Source organism: Oceanisphaera sp., assembly GCF_052084945.1.
In the GTDB taxonomy this organism is placed as follows: Bacteria; Pseudomonadota; Gammaproteobacteria; order Enterobacterales; family Aeromonadaceae; genus Oceanimonas.
Genome location: NZ_JBQDEX010000041.1, coordinates 1 through 20291, shown reverse-complemented (window position 1 = coordinate 20291; position 20291 = coordinate 1). Strand labels below are relative to the sequence as shown.

The following is a 20291-nucleotide window of genomic DNA, read 5'->3' as shown; positions in this document are numbered from 1 at the left end:
TGTAGATGCTAAAGCTGCACTAACTAGATATATGAAAGTGCTGCGTGTACATGCACGCTCTACGGCAAGTAAAAGGCGAATTAACAAACAGTCACTAAATTTTAAGATAATTGAATGGCTTGGAGAACGTAATTTTGATGAAGAAACTAGGAATGAATTAGGCCTAAGGCTAATTGAACAATCAACGTTACGAAAGTTTTCTAACCCTATTAATACTTACTTTAATAGAATACCGCAACGCTACCGTGCTTTTCGTAAAGAAAAATCTAAAGAGGGTCTCTGGTATATTGATAAATCGTTTAAGGCTGTAGAGCTTCATCCGCTGGAGTTAGATATTATACTGCTTACCTTTTTAAGGTTAGCACGTAAGCTATATGATAGAAGAAGCGTGCAGAGAGCCTTAGGTAGCTCGTCATGGGAAGCCTTATCTAACATTGTCTACCGCTTTAAAAATCAGATACTCGTAGATGAGGCTGCTGACTTTTCTCCCATACAGCTGGCTTGTATGGCAGCGTTAGCTAACCCTAAAATTAACTCTTTTATTGCTTGTGGTGACTTTAACCAACGCTTAACCACCTGGGGAGCTCGCACGGTAGATCAAATGGCTTGGGTAGTGCCTAGTATAAAAGTGGAGTTGATTAATATCACTTACCGTCAGAGTCGCCAACTTAATGAACTAGCTAATCAGCTATTGAATATCTCAGGTGAAGATGTACGAGCGGCTGAGTTGCCTAAGAATATAAATAACGAGGGCGTCGCACCTGCATTACTGGAGGGCGCGAGTAAGTTAGATGAGCTAACCGATTGGCTAGCTGCGCGTATTATTGATATTGAAAAGGCCTTAAATTCCTTTCCATCAGTGGCAATCTTTGTCAATAGTGAAGAGGATGTACTTCCTGTCACTGAGCATTTGCAGCATAAGCTAGAAGAGCACAACCTGCGTGTGGTGGCATGTCTACAGGGTCAGTCTGTTGGTCAAGACAACGATGTGAGAGTGTTTGACATTAAACACATTAAAGGACTTGAATTTGAGGCCGCTTTTTATATCGGGATTGACGAGCTTGCCAAGCATCACCCAGAGCTTTTTGATAAGTACTTGTATGTCGGAATAACTCGAGCTGCAACGTATCTTGGTGTAACTTGCTATGATAAATTTCCAGAAAAAATAGCAGGGATTAAAGATCTCTTCCAGCCCCACTGGCGCTTAGGGTAATTAACTATGCTCTTTATCTACCCTGAATCGACACGTCTAGATCGCGCACTGCCTAAAAGCGCACTCTATAAGAATGTGTCCCCCAGTAGTAAGCAGCGTGAACTACTAACTCAGCAGGTTGAGAAAATTATCTGGGCTCATAAACTGGCGCCAGACACGCTGAACATAAAGGCCAGTTCCGATGTACCTGAAGTTCAAGTTTTCCAACTGCGATTGAAGCCACAGGCAGAAGAAGTTAACGAGAGTGTGTTGCAATACCTAGATAAAGCCATTCCTAGTGCTCTTATATTTGAAGTGCATAGCGCGACTGGCGTACAAACTATTGCCTGCCTTAAACAGCAAAATACGAGTGGCACTATTCATTGTAGCCGCTATCTATACGGGCCTATTTTGAACACTAAAGCTGAACGCCAAGCACTACCTATTAGCCGAGATTTTTTGCATTTACACCAGCAACTTTTAGCAACGCTGTTACCCTATCCGTTACTGACTGGTGAAAGCCTCAGTGCAGCGTTGGCGCGCAGTCTTCGGCTTGATAAACTAGCGAAAACTATACAGCAGTTAGAAGCGCAACTACTAAAAAAATCAACGCAATTTAATAAGCGATTAGAGCTTAACAAGCAGCTGAAAGCAGCGAAACACGCACGAGACGCTTTGCTGATGTAAGGTCGATCCAGCATAAGCAAATGATGCTTAACTATGTAGATAAGCACGGCAGTATTAAGCAAGCAGATGCGGCAGAACTATGCCGCCACTTACACAAGCTGCTCGCTTATTACAGCGACTAGTTACAGCACAAGAGATACAAGCAACCGGCGCAGGAAAAGCGACTCGTTACGTGCGCTGGCAATTGCAAAAGTGGAAGTCGGCCCTATCAGTCGATAGCTAGCTAACCACAACCACACAAATTCGTTTTAATTTATAGGAACACCTAAATGGATAAGCTCAAGATGCACAGTAAGGATGTAAGCCAAGATAACCTTGCCAAGATACAAATGGCCTTCCCCAACTGCGTTACTGAACGTCAAAACGCCCAAGGCCAGCTTGAGTTAGCGGTGGATTTTGATCTGCTGCGCCAAGAGCTATCCGCCAACATCGTTGAAGGCCCACAAGAGCGCTATCGTTTAGATTGGCCCGGCAAGCGCAAAGCCATGCTGACTGCTAATGCACCTATTGCCAAAACCCTGCGCCCAGCCCGTGATGAAAGCGTTAACTTCGACGACACTGAAAACCTGTTTATTGAAGGCGATAACCTAGATGCCTTAAAACTGCTACAAGAAACCTACCTTGGCAAAGTCAAAATGATCTACATCGACCCGCCCTATAATACAGGGAAGGATTTTGTTTATGAGGATGATTTTGCTGAAAGTACTGAAAAGTTTTTGCAGCGCTCTAATCAGAAGGATGAACAGGGTAATCATTTGGTTTCTAACCCTGAGTCTAGAGGACGGTTTCACTCAGACTGGTTGAGTATGATGCTACCTCGGTTAAAGTTAGCACGTAATTTACTTCAAGATGACGGGGTCATAGCTATCAGTATTGATGATGGCGAAGTTCATGGACTGAAAAAGATTTGCGATGAACTGCTTGGAGAGAAAAACTTTATTGCTGAGTGCACTATAGTAAGTAACCCAAGAGGAAGGCAATCAGATACATATATAGCCAACGTGCATGACAAATTATTGGTTTGGGCGAAAGATATAAATACAGCAACAGTTTTTGGAATGCCTCTCACTGACAAGCAAAAAGAAGAGTTTAATTTCACTGATGAGAATGGTGAACCTTACCGATTACTAGGTTTACGTCAGCGTGGTGCTGCATCTTATCGAGAAGATAGACCAGATATGTTTTTTCCTATCTATGTTTGTCCAGAAACAAAAAAAATATCTTTTACGCCATGCTCTGGGTGGGAAGCTGTATATCCTCGAAAATCTGATAGACGTGATGGTAGGTGGATGTGGGGCAAAGATAGGTGCGTAAAAGATCTTGATAAGCTAGTTGCTCGATTAATTGAACGTAGAATGGAACACGATATATTTGTCAAAGATTACCTGAATAAAAATTATGAAGAGAGAACTAGGAAGTTTAAAAGTCTGTGGGATTTAAAAGGTTATAACAATCAAAATGGCACACAAGAAGTAAAAAGATTGTTCGGTGTTGATGTTATGTCATTTCCTAAGCCAAGACCTTTGCTGGAAGATATCTGTAGGTTAGGTATAGATAAAAATGACACTGTTTTAGATTTTTTCGCAGGTTCTGCAACTACCGCGCATGCCGTAATGCAGCTCAACGCAGAAGACGGCGGTAATCGTAAATTCATAATGGTGCAGCTCCCCGAAGCGGTGGATGAAAAACATGAAGCCTATAAAGCCGGTTATAAAACCATCGCTGAAATCTCTAAAGAGCGCATCCGTCGTGCAGGTAAGCAAATCCTTGAAGGCGAATGCCACGAGGATTGGAACCAAGACATCGGCTTCCGCGTACTAAAAGTCGACACCTCCAATATGCAAGATGTGTATTACCAGCCGCAGCAACTGTCGCAAGACGACCTGTTTTCCAGCGTCGATAACATTAAGCCTGACCGCAGCAGCGAAGACTTGCTGTTCCAAGTGCTGTTAGATTGGGGTGTGGATTTAACGCTACCCATTCGCCGTGAAACCATGCAAGGCAAAGAAGTGTTTATTGTTGACGACAATGCGCTGGCCGCTTGCTTTGAGCAAGATATCAGCGAGGCTCTTATCAATGACTTGGCTGAGCTTAACCCCCTGCGCGTTGTATTCCGCGACACCGGTTTTGCGACAGACGCGGTAAAAGTTAACGCTACGCAAATTTTTAAACAGCGCTCACCAATCACCGAAGTGAAGAGCATTTAAGTGATGCAAGAGTCTCAACACTTAGAGTTTAAGCGCGAGTGGAAAAATGAATACCTAAAGTGGATTAGCGGCTTCGCTAATGCCAACGGTGGCACTTTGCTGGTGGGAGTGAACGACTCGGGGCAAGCCGTGGGTTTGAGTAATGCACCTAAGTTATTAGAAGACTTACCCAATATGGTACGAGATGTGTTGGGCATTTTGGTGGAAGTAAATTTGGTCAAACACCAACAGCATGAGGTGATTGAGATTGTCGTTCCCGCCTTTGCTTACCCCATCAGCTATAAAGGTGAATACCACTATCGCACTGGCAGTACTAAACAGGAACTTAAAGGGGCGGCGCTAGATCATTTTTTATTAAAAAAACAAGGTTTGCGCTGGGATGCGGTCACTGTAGTAATACCTGAACTGGCTGATTTGCATGAGCCTACTATTGCCCGCTTTAAACGCATGGCGGTACATAATGGTCGATTAGATGAGGCCGCCTTGCAAGACAGCGATCTGTCATTGCTAGAAAAATTACGTCTGGTCGATCAGCAACAGTTAAAACGGGCTGCTGTACTACTTTTTCATCCCGATCCTGAATGTTTAGTCACCAATGCTTATATCAAAATTGGCTTTTTCAGCGATGAGCATGCCAATTTACTGCATCATGACGAAGTGCATGGCAATTTATTTGACCAAGTATTTAATACCATTGAGGTGCTTAAGCTTAAGTACTTTAAAGCTATTATCAGTTATGACGGCATAGTAAGGCAAGAGCGCTTTCCTGTGCCTCTAGAAGCACTGCGAGAAGCATTACTTAATGCGGTAGTGCATAAAGACTACGCCAGCGCGACCCCCATTCAAATTAGTGTGTATCCCGACAAGCTGATGATTTGGAACCCAGGCGTGTTACCCGATAATTGGACGATAGAAACGCTACTGAATAAGCACTCTTCACGGCCATTTAACCCAGATATCGCGAATACTTTTTTTCGCTCAGGGTTAATTGAATCTTGGGGCCGTGGTATTGAACGTATTGTGAAAGCATGCGAGCAAGCAGGAACACCCGCGCCTGAGTGGGAAGTGCTAGGGGGGGATTTTTGGACGATTTTCCATTTTAGTCATGATCACCTGATAACCGACCCAGTCACCGACCCAGTTACCGACCCAGTTACCGACCCAGCTACCGACCCAGCTACCGACCCAGCCGCTGAACTTAACGCAGTAGATCGCCTACTTCTTTTATTACAGCACCATGCTCTTGGCCCCAAAGCGTTACAGGCTGCTCTTGATTTAAAGCACAGGCCTACCTTTAGGGCTAATTATCTCTATCCTGCATTGCAGCAAGAGTTAATTGAAATGACGCTACCAGCAACGCCCACCAGTCCCAAGCAAACCTATCAGCTTACAGAACAAGGCAAGTCTCGCTTGCGGCAGTTATTGAGCAAAGCTAAGGAATAATAAAAACATGAAAATACAATTTAAGGTTCAGCCCTATCAAACTGCTGCCGTAGAAGCTGTGCTGGAGTGCTTTACCGGTCAGCCTTATCAAGATGCTTTTAGCTATAAAATCGATCCGGGCACGGTTAAAGCTACCCATCCAGCTCAACAGACGATGCATTATGACCAGTCAGAATTTAGCACGGCTGAGCATGGTTTTCGTAACCAAGATATTCGCCTAACTACAAAAGAACTGCTCGATAATATTCAAGCCTTACAAAAGCAACAGAACTTGTTTCAATCTGCTCGTATAGACGGCTACACCGACATGACTGGCAAAGCCATGCCGAGTAGCTACAAGCCGGGGGCCGCACTCAATATAGATGTAGAAATGGAAACCGGTACTGGTAAAACCTATTGCTACATTAAGACTATTTTTGAGATGAACAAGCAGTTTGGTTGGAGCAAGTTCATCATTATGGTACCCAGCATAGCCATCCGTGAAGGGGTGCAAAAGTCATTGCAAATGACCGCAGAGCACTTTGCCGAGCAGTATCACAAAAAAGCCCGATTCTTTACCTATAATTCTAAACGCCTACATGAATTAGAGAGCTTTTCTAGTGACTCTGGCATTAACATTATGGTGATGAACATTCAGGCGTTTAACGCCACTGGTGCAGATAACCGACGTATCTATGAAGAACTGGATAACTTTCAATCTCGTCGCCCCATTGATGTGATCAAAGCTAACCGGCCTATTCTGATCCTCGATGAACCTCAGAAAATGGAAGGTGCAGCCACCCTTAAGGCGTTACCTCAATTTGAGCCGCTATTTATTTTACGCTATTCCGCTACCCATAAAACCGTACACAATGTGGTGCACCGACTAGATGCGGTGGATGCGTATAACAACAAGCTGGTAAAGAAAATTGCCGTACGCGGTATTCAAGCGCGTGGTATTGCCGGCAGTGCGGCTTATCTGTATTTACAGAATATTGAGATCTCTAAGCAAAGCCCAGTGGCACAGCTGGATATGCAGGTGCAACTCAAATCTGGCGCCATTAAGCGCCAAGTAAAACGCATACGCCAAGGCGACAATCTGTTTGATGTATCTGGTGGGCTAGATGCCTACAGTGACCGCTATGTAGTGGCACAAATTGATGCACTGGCGGATACCCTTGAGTTTACCAATGGCGTAGTTCTGAAAGCCGGTGATGTGCAAGGAGATGTGAGTGAAGAGCAGATGCGCCGCATTCAAATTCGCGAAACCATTAATGCGCATTTAGAGAAGGAAAAACGTCTTTTCAACCAAGGCGTTAAAGTACTTAGCTTGTTCTTTATCGATGAAGTAGCCAAGTACCGTGACTACAGCCAAGATGACGAGAAAGGTGAATACGCTCGGATGTTTGAAGAAGAGTATCAGGATGCTGTGGATGCTTACCTACAAGAGCTGGCACTGGATAATGATGCCTACCGTGACTATTTACGGGGGATAGACACAGAACAAACTCATAACGGTTATTTTTCTATCGACAAACGTAAGAGTCAGTTAGTTGATCCTAAAATAGCTAAAAAAACTGGCTTGTCTGACGATGTGGATGCTTACGATCTGATCATGAAAGACAAAGAGCGTTTGTTGTCCTTTGTTGAACCCACTCGTTTTATCTTTTCTCACTCAGCGCTGCGTGAGGGTTGGGATAACCCTAACGTATTTGTGCTGTGCATGCTTAAGCAGACTGAAAACGTTAATACCATTTCACGTCGTCAAGAAGTGGGCCGAGGTTTACGTATTGCCGTTGATAAAACCGGTAAGCGGATGGATAAATCAGACGAAGTACATGACATCAATATACTCACAGTAGTTGCTAACGAGAGCTACAGCAGCTTTGTAGATGGCCTACAAAAAGAGATGCTTGAAGAGCTGGCTGCTCGCCCACGTAAGGCAAGTGAAGATTACTTTAAGGGTAAGGTGCTCCAAACAGCTCAAGGGTTATATGAGGTTACTGAACTTCAAGCAAGGCAGATCCATCGTTATCTTGTTAAAAATGACTATGTTGATGAAGAAGATAACCTGACTGAGCAATATCACCAAGATCATGCGCATGGCGCGTTGGCAGCTTTGCCTGCAGACCTAGAGTTGATTGCTGAGCAAGTGCAAGGGTTGATTGCTTCTGTATTGACGAACGAAGCTTTACCACATATTCCTGATGACCGGGCAACCAAAGTTAACTCCCGTAATGACCAGAACTTCTTTAAAAAGGAATTTCAGGATCTGTGGGATAAAATTAACCGTAAAGCCGTTTACCGTGTCGACTTTGATTCTGCTGAGCTGGTTAAAAAGTCGATTGCGGTGTTGAACAAAGAATTACAAGTTACTGTGTTGCAGTACGGTGTGCAGACGGGCATGCAAAGAAAGAACTTTACCGGAGAAGATTTAGGCCGCGGTGACACCTTCGAGGTCGAAGAGAACCGCAGGTCTGATGAAAACAAACCAATTTTCTCGACGGTTAAATATGACCTGCTGGGTAAAGTTGCTGAAAATACAGAGCTGACACGCGAAACCGTGGCACAAATTTTATCGAAAATGAGCCCTGACAAGTTTTATCAATTTCAGCAAAATCCTGAGCACTTTATCAGTGAAGTTAGCCGTCTCATTAAAGAGCAAAAAGCGACCACAGTTATTGAGCACCTTACTTATAATCTGACCGAACAGGTATACGAAAGCAGTGAAATATTCACGGCAACGCAAGCAGGCCAAGATTTTAGCCAGGCTACAGAAAAACTGAGTAAACATGTTTACGATTATGTAGTAACTGACTCGAACACTGAGAAGCGCTTTGCCGCAGCCCTAGAAACGAGTGCTGAAGTGGCGGTTTACGCTAAATTACCGCGCGGCTTCTTAATACCGACCCCGGTCGGTGACTACAACCCAGATTGGGCTATCGCCTTTACAGAAGGTACAGTGAAGCACATTTATTTTGTTGCTGAAACCAAAGGTAGCATGTCTAGCATGGATCTACGTGAGCTAGAAAAAAGTAAAATTCAGTGCGCTCAAAAGTTCTTTATTGAACTTGCTGCAAAGCAGAACGACCCAAGCGTTAAGTACGAAGTGGTTGATAGTTACGAGAAGCTAATGGACTTGGTGGGGTAGAAGATACTTTACATTTAAATTGAAGCATATAGAGATACGGCCTCTGTATGCTTTATAAGCTTTTTGCTGCTTTTACTTTTTAAGTGCCTCCTGCCTTTGGATACTACGCTGTAAGCGGACTAATGCAGGGTGGTTACTACCTAAGGAAGCAGTGAGTTGTTCAAACAGTGAATAAGCTTCTGTCTCTTGGTAATCGCCTTGGTCAACTAACTCAACCAAGCGATCCAGGTTTTTTCGTTCAGCGATAGGCGGGTAGGGGGCAACCAGCATGATGGTTTCTAGTACATCACTGCTGATCTCACCATAGCTGCGTACCAAAGGTATTTCAGCTACAAATTTACCTTCAGCATTACGGCCTACGGTGCGAATGTTTTCTTTGTGAACGGATGATAAAACCTGGGGGCTATGGGTGCTCACAATAAACTGAATGTTTGGGAAAGCACTGCGTAAAGAAGAGAGTACACCTTGCTGCCAAGCGGGATGTAAGTGCAGGTCGACTTCATCAATAGCTACAATGCCTTTGGTTAGCTCAGGTGCTCGTTCTTGCAAGTGACCATTTAAACGAGCACACCTAAAAGCAATGTCTGCCACCAAGGAGATCATCGCTCGTACGCCATCACTCAATAAGCTTACTGGTAGCAATCCATGATCAGCATGCCACATCACTAGCTCTTGGTGCGCAAAGCTATAATGAAACTCGCTCCAACCTTCTTCACTCATGGCCTGGTTTACCGCATTTTGAATGCCCTCTAATCGCGGTTTTAAATTAGATTGCTCATAGCCTTTAAATTCCTTTTCTTGTTGAGCTGAGCCAGTGGCATCTTTTAGCCATCGTTGCATTTGTCTAAAGCTAGAAGAGGAAGATAAGCAATCTTCATAGCCCAACGTACGACTGCCACTGATTACTGCTTTACCTGGCGCTTCTTTATGGTTTACCCACAACCTGCTTGACGGATAGTAGCTAACTATAGGCAGCTCAATATTTGCTTCAGTTCTTAGGCTTACCTGAAGTTCTTTGCCCCAATCAGCGAGTGGTGCAGCGTCTTTAATTGTTGTGCGTCCCTTAGGGCTATTTAGAGCACGCTGCCACTGTATGGCTGGTGTACTCATTGCCGCATCAATAATCACAGGGAAGTTCTGCTCATTCTCAAACCCGTTGCCTATTGCACTATAACGCGCATCAGCACGAGCTATATTTTCAGACTTACCCATATCAAAGGCACCGACAAACGGGCCCAGGGCGGCAGCTATAGCCTCTAGTACTGTCGTTTTACCCTGTCCATTACGTGCAGCAATGACGGTCAGCTCAGGATGAAAGTCGATTTCAAAGTCTTCAAATTGTCGGTAGTTTTGCAGATGCAGCTTAGTTAACTTCATACTTCTCCCGCTGACATACAGCGTGAAGGCAGGCCGTCTGAATGTTCAATCGTTATTAAGAGTTTAGCTGGTGAGTCTAGCATATTGTTGAAAGCAAAAAACTCAGTCAAGGCGCTCGTCTATGGCTCTGGTAGCAGTAAACACTAGGTATCTGACTGTCGCATTAACGAGTGCAGATCTATGGTTGCTAGTTTACCTTGAAAGGGTATACCTAGTTCTAGTTATGATAACCTCAAGATGAGATTGAGAATTGTTTTCTTTTGGGGTTAGCAAGAAGTTTTCTTGATATAGATATAGTTAGTTAAATGTGTGAACGAAGAAAAGGATCAGCAGATAAGGGAGTCACTGTTATATACTAGTGCTGGCGCTTACTAAAGATTGCTTAATGAGGTGTAAGCTTCTGGCAAACGGCCACCAAGCGGCCACGAGAAAGCACTTAAAGCCTAGATACAAAAAAGGCCACTTCTAAGAAGTGACCTAAGTTGTTGATTTGATTGGTCGGCGTGAGAGGATTCGAACCTCCGACCCCTAACACCCCATGCTAGTGCGCTACCAAGCTGCGCTACACGCCGAATCGAGACTAACTATATCGAGCTGCTGATAGAGCTGCAAGCTGATTTTGGTTATTTAAGCTCGGTTGCTGGTTTCTTACTCAAAGTGTGGCCTTTTCAACGATTAAAACAGTATTTGCGCCACTTCCGCGTTCTGAGATAATAGCCCGCTATTCGGCTAAGCCAACAAAAGACAACATTATGACAGAGCAAGATGAATACTGGATGCGCCAAGCCATGGTGCTGGCGGCTAAAGCGGAACAAGAAAATGAAGTCCCTGTGGGGGCGCTAGTGGTGCATAAGGGGGAGTGTATTGGGCAGGGCTGGAATAAGTCGATTGGTAGCCATGATGCCACCGCCCATGCTGAGATTATGGCACTGCGACAGGCCGGCCAAGTGTTGGGTAATTATCGCCTGCTCGATTGCACGCTATATGTCACATTAGAGCCGTGCATGATGTGTGCAGGTGCCATGGTGCACAGTCGTATTCAGCGGGTGGTATATGGTGCCAGTGATGCCAAAACAGGGGCGCTCGACTCGGTATTGCAATTATTGGCAACCCCTGGGCTTAACCACTTGGTGGCTTGGCAATCGGGCGTATTGGCGGATGAGTGTGCCGCTCAGTTGAGTGCTTTTTTTAAGCGTCGCCGAGCCGAGAAAAAAGCCGCCCGCAAGCAAGAACAAAACTAAAAAGGGGTCGGAGTCATTTTTGCATTTTTTATAGCAAAGCCGCTTAATTTGAACCTTTTGATGCTTGTTCACCCGAAAAAGGGTCGGAGTCATTTTTGTACTTTTTTGTAGTAAAACGCTTGTTTATGGCTGTTGAAGTTTGTTCATCACCGCAGGGTGCGGCTTGCCAATAGTGAAGATGGCGAGCACAATAAGTGTTCGTCAACTAGGAGATATACCTGTATGGAATTGGCCCACTATCGGCGTGAATATTTGCAAGGCGGCTTACGTCGCAAACACTTGCCGGATAACCCTCTCGATTTGTTTGAAACTTGGATGCAGCAAGCGGTGGCCGCAGAAATAGGGGATCCTACCGCCATGGTGGTGGGAACCGTCGATGAGCGAGGGCAGCCGTATCAGCGTATTGTGTTGTTAAAGCATTTAGATGAACAAGGGTTTGTGTTTTATACCAATATGGGCAGTCGTAAGGCCAGCCAGTTAGCGCATAATCCGCGGGTTAGCTTATTGTTTCCGTGGCATGATCTAGAGCGTCAAGTGCATGTGACTGGGCAAGTAGAGCGCCTTTCTACGCTAGAGGTGATGAAGTATTTTAGTAGCCGCCCCAAAGACAGCCAAATTGGCGCTTGGGTGTCACAGCAATCAACACGCATTTCGGCACGTGGGGTGTTAGAGGGTAAGTTTTTGGAAATGAAACAAAAATTTGCCAGCGGTGAGGTGCCCTTGCCCAGCTTTTGGGGCGGTTTTAGGGTTAAGTTTGACTCAATCGAGTTTTGGCAAGGGGGCGCCAACCGCCTACATGACCGTTTTATTTATCAAGATAAAACAGGCGAGGGTGAAGCCGCCTGTTGGTCGATAAGCCGTTTAGCTCCCTAAAGGGGACGCTTGGCGCGTTATTCCATTGTTATTCTTCTTCTTCAAAGTACCAATAGCCCTGATTGACCAGTGGCAGCAATACTTCTAATAAGGCCTGGGGTTGCTTTAAGCAAGCGACTTCTGGGCCGCAAATGCGCGCCTGATCACACAGCAAGCTAATGGCTTCACGATCGGACTCGGCTAATTGATAGCGCTCACCGTCTAAGTAAAAGACCTGCTCAGCATCTTGCATGTAAAAGCAGCGAACCCCAGCCAAACGGTATAGGTGATCACCGTTATCCATGCGCAAGACTAATTCTTCTAAGCTGTAGGCAGGGTCAGGCTGCTCAAGATCTAAATCGTGCTTGGCATCTGAGATCATTTCACCAAACCAATTGGCTAACTGTTCGGGATCTTCTAATAACTCTGCCATTAACGTTTTAACTTGTGATAGCACAGCGTGATCAATGCGCCCATGAGCGCTACAGGCCGGCATGTCGGCATCATTAAAGCGACGGCTGGTCACTTCGTGAGCCAGCAGATGATCGGCAAAACCTGAGATTAAATCACGCGCATCGGGGGCGCGAAAGCCCACTGAATAATTAAGCGCTGGTGTTTCGGCGTAGCCTTCGTGCGGGCAGCCTGGCGGAATATAGATCATATCGCCTGGGGTCAGTATTTCGTCTATTTCAGCGTCAAAAGCTTCGCAGTGGCGTAAAGCGCCGTTAGCGGCAAATTGCTTTAGCTCTTGTTTAAGGCCTACGCGCCAGCGGCGTGTGCCTTCACCCTGAATAATAAAGACCCCATATTGATCGATATGCGGGCCAACGCCACCGCCAGGGGTGGAGAAGCTTACCATTACATCATCAAAGCGCCAGCCCGGAATAAAGCGAAAGGCATCGGCTATATCTTGCACCCCCGGATGCCATTGGTTAACGGCCTGCACCAGTAAGGTCCAGTCTTTATCACCCAAATGGTCGTAGCTGTCAAAGGGGCCACTTTCTGCCTGCCAGCGCGCATCGGCTCGCCACACCCGACGTGACTCTATTTCTGATTCCAGTGCTAAGCCTGCTAATTCATCTGGGCTTAAGGGATCGTCAAAGTCAGGGAAGGCACCTTTGATCAGTACCGGTTTTTTTTGCCAGTAATGAGTCAAAAAGTCATTAATATCAAGAGTAAGCGCGCTATGCATGGCAACCTGCGGTGGTAAAAGAAAGCATGAAAAGAGCGGCTATTATGCCAAGGCACAGCCGAGAATGATAGATTGGAAAAGCATCGTCGAGCGCCAAGCACCAAGCGCCCAGCACCAAGCTAAATAATAGGCGGTGGTTATCTTTAGTTTGCGGCGTACAGCGTAAGAGGTATGGCTTTTGATACAAAAAACCGAGCCTGTATGGGGCTCGGTTTTTTTAGCTAGGCGCTTGGTGCTGGGCGCCGGGCGCTATGCCTTAAATCTCGTCGGTAAGCTTAATAGCCTTGCCAATGTAGTTGGCGGGCGTCAGCAGTTTCAGCTCGTCTTTAACGGTTTCTGGCAGATCTAGGCCGTCGATAAAGGTGCGCATGCCCTCGGCGTTAACGCGCTTACCACGGGTTAGCTCTTTTAGCTTTTCATAAGGCTTTTCAATGCCGTAGCGACGCATCACGGTTTGTACTGGCTCGGCCAATACTTCCCAGTTTTGATCTAAATCCGCCGCTAACGCGTCAGGGTTGGCTTCTAACTTACTAATGCCTTTAAGGGTGGCTTGGTAAGCAATCACAGAGTAACCCACAGCCACACCTAAGTTGCGCAGTACTGTGCTGTCGGTTAAGTCTCGCTGCCAGCGGGAAACGGGCAATTTGGCAGATAAGTGATTAAAAATCGCGTTAGCTAGCCCTAAGTTACCCTCGGAGTTTTCAAAGTCGATGGGGTTAACTTTGTGCGGCATTGTGCTTGAACCAATTTCGCCAGCCACGGTTTTTTGCTTAAAGTGGCCAATTGAAATGTAGCCCCAAATATCACGGTCAAAGTCTAATACTATGGTGTTAAAGCGCGCTACGGCATCAAACAGCTCGGCAATATAGTCGTGCGGTTCAATTTGAGTGGTGTAGGGGTTAAAGTCGAGCCCTAAGTTGGTAACAAAGCGCTCGGCAAATACCTGCCAGTCAACTTCTGGGTAGGCAGATACGTGGGCATTATAGTTACCCACGGCACCGTTGATTTTGGCCAGCATTTCAACTGATTTAATCTGTTTTAACTGACGCTCAAGACGATACACCACGTTGGCCATTTCTTTACCCAAAGTGGTGGGGGATGCTGGCTGACCATGAGTACGGCTTAACATGGGTACGTCACGGTACTGGGCAGCTAGGCCTTTGATAGCGTCAATTAACTGCTGGCAATAAGGCACAATTATCTGTTCGCGACCGGCGGTTAGCATAAGGGCGTGAGCGTTGTTGTTAATGTCTTCACTGGTGCAGGCAAAGTGAATAAACTCACTCACGGCGGCCAGCTCCGGCAAGACTTCTACTTTTTCTTTTAGAAAGTATTCCACGGCTTTTACGTCGTGATTAGTCACACTTTCTATGTCTTTAATGCGTTGGCCATCGGCTTCGTTGAAGTTGGCAACAATGCTGTCGAGTAGCGCATTGGCTTCATCTGATAGTGCAGGGACTTCAACAATGTCGGCATTAGCGGCTAGCGCTTGCAACCAGCGAACTTCAACTTCTACGCGAAAACGCAATAAACCAAACTCGGAAAAAATAGTGCGTAATTCTTGGGTTTTTGAACCGTAGCGGCCATCAACCGGAGAAATAGCCGTTAATGCAGACAATTCCATGAACAACAACTCCTGAACGTTGGGGGGTAATGCATAGCGTTAAGCTATCAGCTGTAAGCTGTCAGATAAACATTATGCTAAACAAAATAACAATGTGATTTACTTGCGTAGTGCAGACTGGGCTCTGGCCACTAATTGCTTGCGTGCAAACAAAATATGCCGGCGTTTACCGCCAAGCTGGCGCCATAGTACGGCGCTGCGAATGCCCGCCAGTAGTAGGGCGCGAATTTGGTGTTGCACGGGTGTTTGTTGTAAATAAGTGGGGTTTCCCGCCACTTGAATACGCGGGCCTATGGGGCTCACAATATCACTATAGATACTGGCAAGGCTTGCTAATATTTGGTCATCAAGTAATTCAAAATGATGGCGCTGGCGTTTTACTTGGTTAATGCGCTCGCCCAACATCGCCATAAGATCTTGGCGTTTGGCAAGCTTGCGCTCTAGCGCCACTATGCCCACTAAATAACGGGTGAGCTCGGCATTTTTACGGGCACTCTTGTTACTTAGCTGATCCACTATGGTTTGATAGCCTAAGGTCAGCTGGTCTTGGCCACCATACACATCGGCGGTTTGCTCGGCGTCGGTCACCAAAATACTGTTTAAGGTTGCCGTTAAGGTGGCTTTATTGTCAATGCTGCCTTGGCGGGCCACCTGCTGTACTAAATGGGCTGCTTGGCAAATACCGGCAAAAGCGAGAGTTTGATTCTCAAGGTTGTGGCTCACACTGGCTCCTCATTAAAACGCGTTTCTATTATTCCGCCCCCTAAGCAGACGTCGCCATCATAAAATACCGCGGATTGCCCTGGGGTGACCGCAGCTTGCGGCGTATCAAAAGTGACTTTTAGGGTGTCGTCACCTTGGGGCTCAACTAAGCAGGGAATATCGGTTTGGCGATAACGGGTTTTTATGGTGCAGCGAAAAGCCTCACTGATTGGCGTACGGTCTACCCAGTGTAATTGGCGTGTAATTAGGCCTTTAGAGTACAGCCGAGGGTGATCGCCTTGGGCGACCACTAACACATTGCGATCCAGCTCTTTGTCGACCACATACCAAGGATCGTCACTGGCATTTTTTAAACCACCAATGCCTAAGCCCTTACGCTGGCCTAAGGTGTGATACATCAAGCCTTGATGCTCACCAATCACCTCGCCGTTAACGGTTTCAATTTTGCCTGGCTGTGCGGGTAAATACTGAGCTAAAAAGTCAGTAAATTTACGCTCACCAATAAAGCAAATCCCTGTGGAGTCTTTTTTGCCAGCGGTCACTAATTCGAGCTGCTCGGCAATGCGGCGTACTTCGGGCTTTTCTAGCTCGCCCACCGGAAACAGGCTTTTGGCTATTTGTTCGCTACTTAGGGTATACAAAAAATAGCTTTGATCTTTATTGCCATCAATGCCGCGTAGCATTTGCGGTTGTTCGCCAAAGCTGCGACGAACATAGTGGCCGGTGGCAATGTAGTCTGCGCCTAGATCTTCGGCAGCAAATTCTAAAAACGCTTTAAATTTGATTTCTTTATTGCACAGAATATCAGGATTAGGCGTGCGACCGGCTTTGTATTCGGCCAAGAAGTGCTCAAATACATTATCCCAATATTCGGCCGCAAAGTTGATGGTATGTAATTCAATACCCAGTTTATCGCATACCGACTGTGCATCGGCTAAGTCTTCGGCGGCAGAGCAATACTCATCGGTATCGTCTTCTTCCCAGTTTTTCATAAACAGGCCTTCCACCTGATAGCCCTGCTGTTGTAGCAGATAGGCTGAAACTGAAGAGTCTACCCCGCCGGACATGCCGACAATCACTTTTAATTGACTGTTATCGCTCATTACTCGCCGTCACCTGATTGCAAAACGGTCGCCATTTTACCAGACAAACGCCACTAGCGGGAGGCTATCCCCATAATTCAATGACGCTATTTTATGAGACAGCCTAATTCACGTTTACTCTTGGGTGCGGCAACGTTCAGCAGGAACACTGAGCGCCTGTAATAAATAGGCTTTAAATGAGGGACTATAGTCTTGTTGTGCTAAGGCTTGTGCCATGCAGGCCAGCCAAGCATCGCGCTCGCTTGAGCCAATGGCTAAATGGGCATGGGCACGGGGAATACTGATGGGGCCATACTTTTCACGATATAAAGAAGGGCCGCCTAGCCAGCCGGCTAAAAAGCGAGCCAGTTTATCGGTGCTTTCTTTAAGGCAGTCTGGGTGCATGGCTCTAATAATGGCGGCGTCGTCGCGGGTATTCATGGCGTGATAAAAGTCGGCGGCTAATTGCTGTAGCCCAGCTTCGCCCCCTGCGGCCAGATAAGAGTGGTTTGCTTGACCAAAGGTCTCGGGAGTTGTCATTTATCAGCTCTTTTGGGGTTATTGCAAGCGGGCAGCTTGCTCTAGGGTTTTCCAGTCACTAAATAACTGTATCGGGTCGCACAATTGCTGCATAGCGTGCAGTGCCGTCGCGTAGCCAAGTTGTAAGCCAAATACGCGTACCCCTTGTTGCTCTTTAGCCTGTTCAACTTGTTGTTGTAATTCTTGGCTTACCTGAAACTCACCGTCACTCACCAGCAATATATCAGCTTGCTGATAGGCCTGTTGTTTTAACCGTTGTAAGGCGGCTAATAAGGGGGTGTTAACATCGGTACCACCACTAAAAGAGCCGCGTAACATATCCAGTAACTCGGAGAGCGTTAAGTCTTGATTGTCTAAGGTGAGCAGTTCATCGCGCCCACCAAATAAATATACCAAGCAGGCGCGGTTATGTTGTTTAGCCACACTCAGCGCCTCTAATACCAAGGCTTTAGACACTTGCTCGGCTAGGCCATGCATAGAGGCTGATGTATCTAGGCATAAAATAATAGGACCTTGTTGCAAGCCTTGGCCTGTGCCTTCGCCCTTGCCAGAGCGCGGGGCTGTCCAGTCGGTGCCAGCATCAATGGGCATAACACCGGCTACTGCATAACTGAGCAGACCTTGTTCGGCGCGACGGGCGTGCCACAGCATGTGTAATACCGAGTGCCCCATAAAAGCGGCTTCTATGGGCAACATGCGGGTGAGGTTGTCGGAGCGAGTTATACCGTCGGTTTCCATAGGCACATCGGGTATTTTTCGTTCTTGCAGGCCGTTTTCGTTGGGGCTCATTTTTTGCTGTAACTGGCTGATGTCAGCACTTTGCTCAGGGCTGGGTCTTTGCTGACCCAATTGTTGCAATAAGCGCTGTAAAGGCTGAATGTTTGAAATCCACTGCTTTAAGCGTAATAAGTCAAACCAAGCTCTGTCTCTTAGCTCGCCACTGTTTTGATCGGTCCCAATCGCCGGTGCCACACCTAGCTCTTCCGCTACTTGATCCATACTTTGCCATAAGCTCACCCTGTGCTCCCACTGCTTGGCAAGCTTATTAAGGGCATCGCGAGTATGGCGAGCCCGGGCTTTTTGTTGAGCTGTGGCTTTATCTAAGCTTGGCTGATGCAAGGTTAGCCCGTTAGCGGTGGCAGGCCAAGCCAGCTCAACGTGCTCAAGCGTTAGCAAAATATCTTGCACCACAGCTTGTGCCACTTCGGGAGTTTGTTCGCTATATAGCAAGGCACCAGAGCGGGCCAGTAACTGGCGAATACGACGCTCGGTACTGGTGTTTAGCCAGTGCGCAGGGGGAGCTAGTTGCCCTTTGTCGAGTCTGGCCAATAATTGCTGCACCCAAGTGGCTCTGGGCAAAAGGCTGCCCAAAGAATGAGTCACCACCAGTGAAAACAAGTTTTCGGGCAGAGCGGATAAAGGCGCCAGTCCAGGAGGTAATGGGGCAGCCATCAATTACGCCTCAACCGGTAGGGCAGCAAAGCCCTCGTGCAACTGTTGCAAGCGCGCTTGTTGCTGGGTTAATTGTTTTTGTTGCTGCGTTAACTGCTGCTGTATTTGTGCTGATAGCTCAGGCTCTAACCACAAATGCTGGCGCAAGCGCTCGGGTAAGTCTGTCAGTTGTTGATCTAGCCAGCTTAAATATTGCGTTAGCTCGGCAATGCGCTCGTCAAGTTGGCGTAAACGAGACTCAATGTGTGCCGCGGGCCAGGCTTTAGCTTGCAAGGCTGTGGGACGTTGATAAGACTCTAAAATAGGCTGGTATTGATCAAGGTGGCCGCCTAAATTACGAATTTCATCGCCGGTAAAGCGAGAGTTAGTTAAGCGCGGCTGATGATATAACAATTCACCTTTCTCATTGGTGCGCTGACGCTGACCTTGAGCTTCTGTGACGGGCTGGCCTTGCTCGTCTAAATACAGTTGGTAGCCCTGTTCGTTGAGTGCAGGAAGCACAGGGTCGCCATCTTGATCTAATCGTTGCTGCCAGCTATCTACTAATTCGGCCATTAGCGTTGGGCTAAAGCCTGGGTCTGCGGCAATATGCTCTTTTAACCATGTATTTAAAACTGCAAATTGCTCGGGCTGTTGCCACATGCAGTGCGGTAATAACCAAGCATCAAAGAGCCCAGCTTGCGTTTCACCATTACAAAAAGCCGATACCTTGATAAGTTTTATCACTTTGCGCCAGCGTCTATCAGAAATCGTTATATCTTGCTCGGCCAAGAAGGTCCGCAAGCTATGTAATAAACGGATCAGTGCATCGGATAACTCAAGTTGGTTGGCGCCGTCGCGAATGGCGTCCAGTTCGGCTTGGCTTAAGCGTTGTGAGTCATCGGGGGCTTGATAGCTGTGGTTTAAGGTGAGCAACTGGGTAAAGCTATCATCGTTAATGGGGTTAACTTGAAAGCGCAGTAAAAAACGGTCGTATAGCGCGTTGAGTTCGGCACTTTCTGGTAACTCGTTACTGGCGGCAATGACCGAAATAAGCGGTACGGCTACACGTTCACTGCCGTTGTCGAATTGACGCTCATTGAGCAGGGTAAGCAGGCTGTTAAGAATGGCGCTGTTGGCTTTAAATATTTCATCAATAAAGGCAATGGCAGACTCGGGTAAATAGCCTTTGGTTTGGCGTAAGTAGCGGTCTTGCTCGAGTGCTTTAATAGACAGGGGGCCAAATAATTCTTCGGGTACCGAAAAGCGCGTTAATAAGCGTTCGAAGTAGCGATTATCATCAACTATGGTGTGCAGACGACGCGCCATTTCACTTTTAGCTGTGCCCGGGGGGCCAAGTAATAATAAGTGCTCACCTGATAACGCGGCGAGCAAGGCCAGTCTGGCTGGCGTATCCCGCTCTAGCAGCCCTTGCTGCATGTGGGTGATAAGTGCTGCAATACGGGATTTTGTCGCCATGTGTCAGACCTGTCATTTGATTGTATTAAAAGTGTTTTACGATTGTACCCAAAAAGGCGGGCGGCTTTAAGCGCTAAGCTGTAAGAAATAG

16 protein-coding genes and 1 tRNA gene are annotated in these 20291 nt (G+C 46.7%); 8 read left to right on the top strand and 9 right to left on the bottom strand.

What is annotated here, in order from left to right:
• From ACTHY5_RS05655 to ACTHY5_RS05630, 6 genes are all read left to right on the top strand, one after another.
• The coding region (locus ACTHY5_RS05655; RefSeq protein ID WP_441877610.1) for an ATP-binding domain-containing protein at positions 1 to 1213 on the top strand (1213 nt) is incomplete at its 5' end.
• Positions 1214 to 1219: 6 nt separating this feature from the next.
• On the top strand, positions 1220 to 1879 hold the full coding sequence (locus ACTHY5_RS05650; RefSeq protein WP_441877607.1) for a DUF4391 domain-containing protein: 660 nt from the start codon (positions 1220 to 1222) through the stop codon (positions 1877 to 1879).
• 79 nt (positions 1880 to 1958) lie between these two features.
• Entirely contained in the window at positions 1959 to 2102 is a 144-nt protein-coding gene (locus ACTHY5_RS05645; protein WP_441877604.1) for a hypothetical protein, read from the top strand.
• Between the two features lie 46 nt (positions 2103 to 2148).
• Positions 2149 to 4086 carry a site-specific DNA-methyltransferase gene (locus ACTHY5_RS05640; RefSeq protein ID WP_441877601.1) on the top strand — a complete coding sequence of 646 codons (1938 nt, stop codon included), beginning with the start codon at positions 2149 to 2151 and terminating at the stop codon, positions 4084 to 4086.
• A 3-nt stretch (positions 4087 to 4089) separates the two neighbouring features.
• A complete protein-coding gene (locus ACTHY5_RS05635) occupies positions 4090 to 5529 on the top strand; it encodes a Fic family protein (RefSeq protein WP_441877598.1) in 1440 nt (479 codons plus the stop codon).
• 7 nt (positions 5530 to 5536) lie between these two features.
• Positions 5537 to 8659: a type III restriction-modification system endonuclease gene (locus ACTHY5_RS05630; RefSeq protein ID WP_441877596.1), complete on the top strand. Its 3123-nt coding sequence runs from the start codon at positions 5537 to 5539 to the stop codon at positions 8657 to 8659.
• Positions 8660 to 8731: 72 nt separating this feature from the next.
• On the opposite strand, the gene ACTHY5_RS05625 is transcribed toward ACTHY5_RS05630, so the two are convergent.
• Together ACTHY5_RS05625 and ACTHY5_RS05620 are read right to left on the bottom strand one after the other, a co-directional pair.
• Entirely contained in the window at positions 8732 to 10036 is a 1305-nt protein-coding gene (locus ACTHY5_RS05625; protein WP_441877594.1) for an AAA family ATPase, read from the bottom strand.
• 495 nt (positions 10037 to 10531) lie between these two features.
• A tRNA-Pro gene (locus ACTHY5_RS05620) sits at positions 10532 to 10608 on the bottom strand.
• A gap of 180 nt (positions 10609 to 10788) precedes the next feature.
• On the opposite strand from ACTHY5_RS05620, the gene tadA reads away from it, so the two are divergent.
• A complete protein-coding gene (gene tadA, locus ACTHY5_RS05615; RefSeq protein ID WP_441877591.1) occupies positions 10789 to 11277 on the top strand; it encodes a tRNA adenosine(34) deaminase TadA in 489 nt (162 codons plus the stop codon).
• A gap of 222 nt (positions 11278 to 11499) precedes the next feature.
• Positions 11500 to 12150, top strand: a complete 651-nt coding sequence (gene pdxH / locus ACTHY5_RS05610; protein ID WP_441877590.1) for a pyridoxamine 5'-phosphate oxidase — start codon at positions 11500 to 11502, stop codon at positions 12148 to 12150.
• 28 nt (positions 12151 to 12178) lie between these two features.
• On the opposite strand, the gene ACTHY5_RS05605 is transcribed toward pdxH, so the two are convergent.
• The 7 genes from ACTHY5_RS05605 to ACTHY5_RS05575 form a co-directional block, all read right to left on the bottom strand.
• Complete coding sequence (locus ACTHY5_RS05605; protein WP_441877587.1) at positions 12179 to 13321, bottom strand: ribosomal protein uL16 3-hydroxylase; 1143 nt, start codon at positions 13319 to 13321, stop codon at positions 12179 to 12181.
• Between the two features lie 256 nt (positions 13322 to 13577).
• Positions 13578 to 14945 (bottom strand): adenylosuccinate lyase, encoded by a 1368-nt coding sequence (gene purB, locus ACTHY5_RS05600; protein WP_441877584.1) that lies wholly within the window; start codon positions 14943 to 14945, stop codon positions 13578 to 13580.
• Positions 14946 to 15044: 99 nt separating this feature from the next.
• Positions 15045 to 15668: a high frequency lysogenization protein HflD gene (gene hflD / locus ACTHY5_RS05595; protein WP_441877581.1), complete on the bottom strand. Its 624-nt coding sequence runs from the start codon at positions 15666 to 15668 to the stop codon at positions 15045 to 15047.
• Positions 15665 to 16771, bottom strand: a complete 1107-nt coding sequence (gene mnmA, locus ACTHY5_RS05590) for a tRNA 2-thiouridine(34) synthase MnmA (RefSeq protein WP_441877579.1) — start codon at positions 16769 to 16771, stop codon at positions 15665 to 15667. The genes hflD and mnmA overlap by 4 nt, the downstream gene beginning before the upstream one ends.
• Before the next feature lie 114 nt (positions 16772 to 16885).
• Positions 16886 to 17290, bottom strand: coding sequence for a group II truncated hemoglobin (locus ACTHY5_RS05585; RefSeq protein ID WP_441877576.1), 405 nt, complete (start codon positions 17288 to 17290; stop codon positions 16886 to 16888).
• Between the two features lie 18 nt (positions 17291 to 17308).
• Positions 17309 to 18742, bottom strand: a complete 1434-nt coding sequence (locus tag ACTHY5_RS05580) for a vWA domain-containing protein (protein WP_441877573.1) — start codon at positions 18740 to 18742, stop codon at positions 17309 to 17311.
• Positions 18743 to 18745: 3 nt separating this feature from the next.
• Positions 18746 to 20200: an AAA family ATPase gene (locus tag ACTHY5_RS05575; protein WP_441877570.1), complete on the bottom strand. Its 1455-nt coding sequence runs from the start codon at positions 20198 to 20200 to the stop codon at positions 18746 to 18748.
• Positions 20201 to 20291 lie beyond the last annotated feature (91 nt).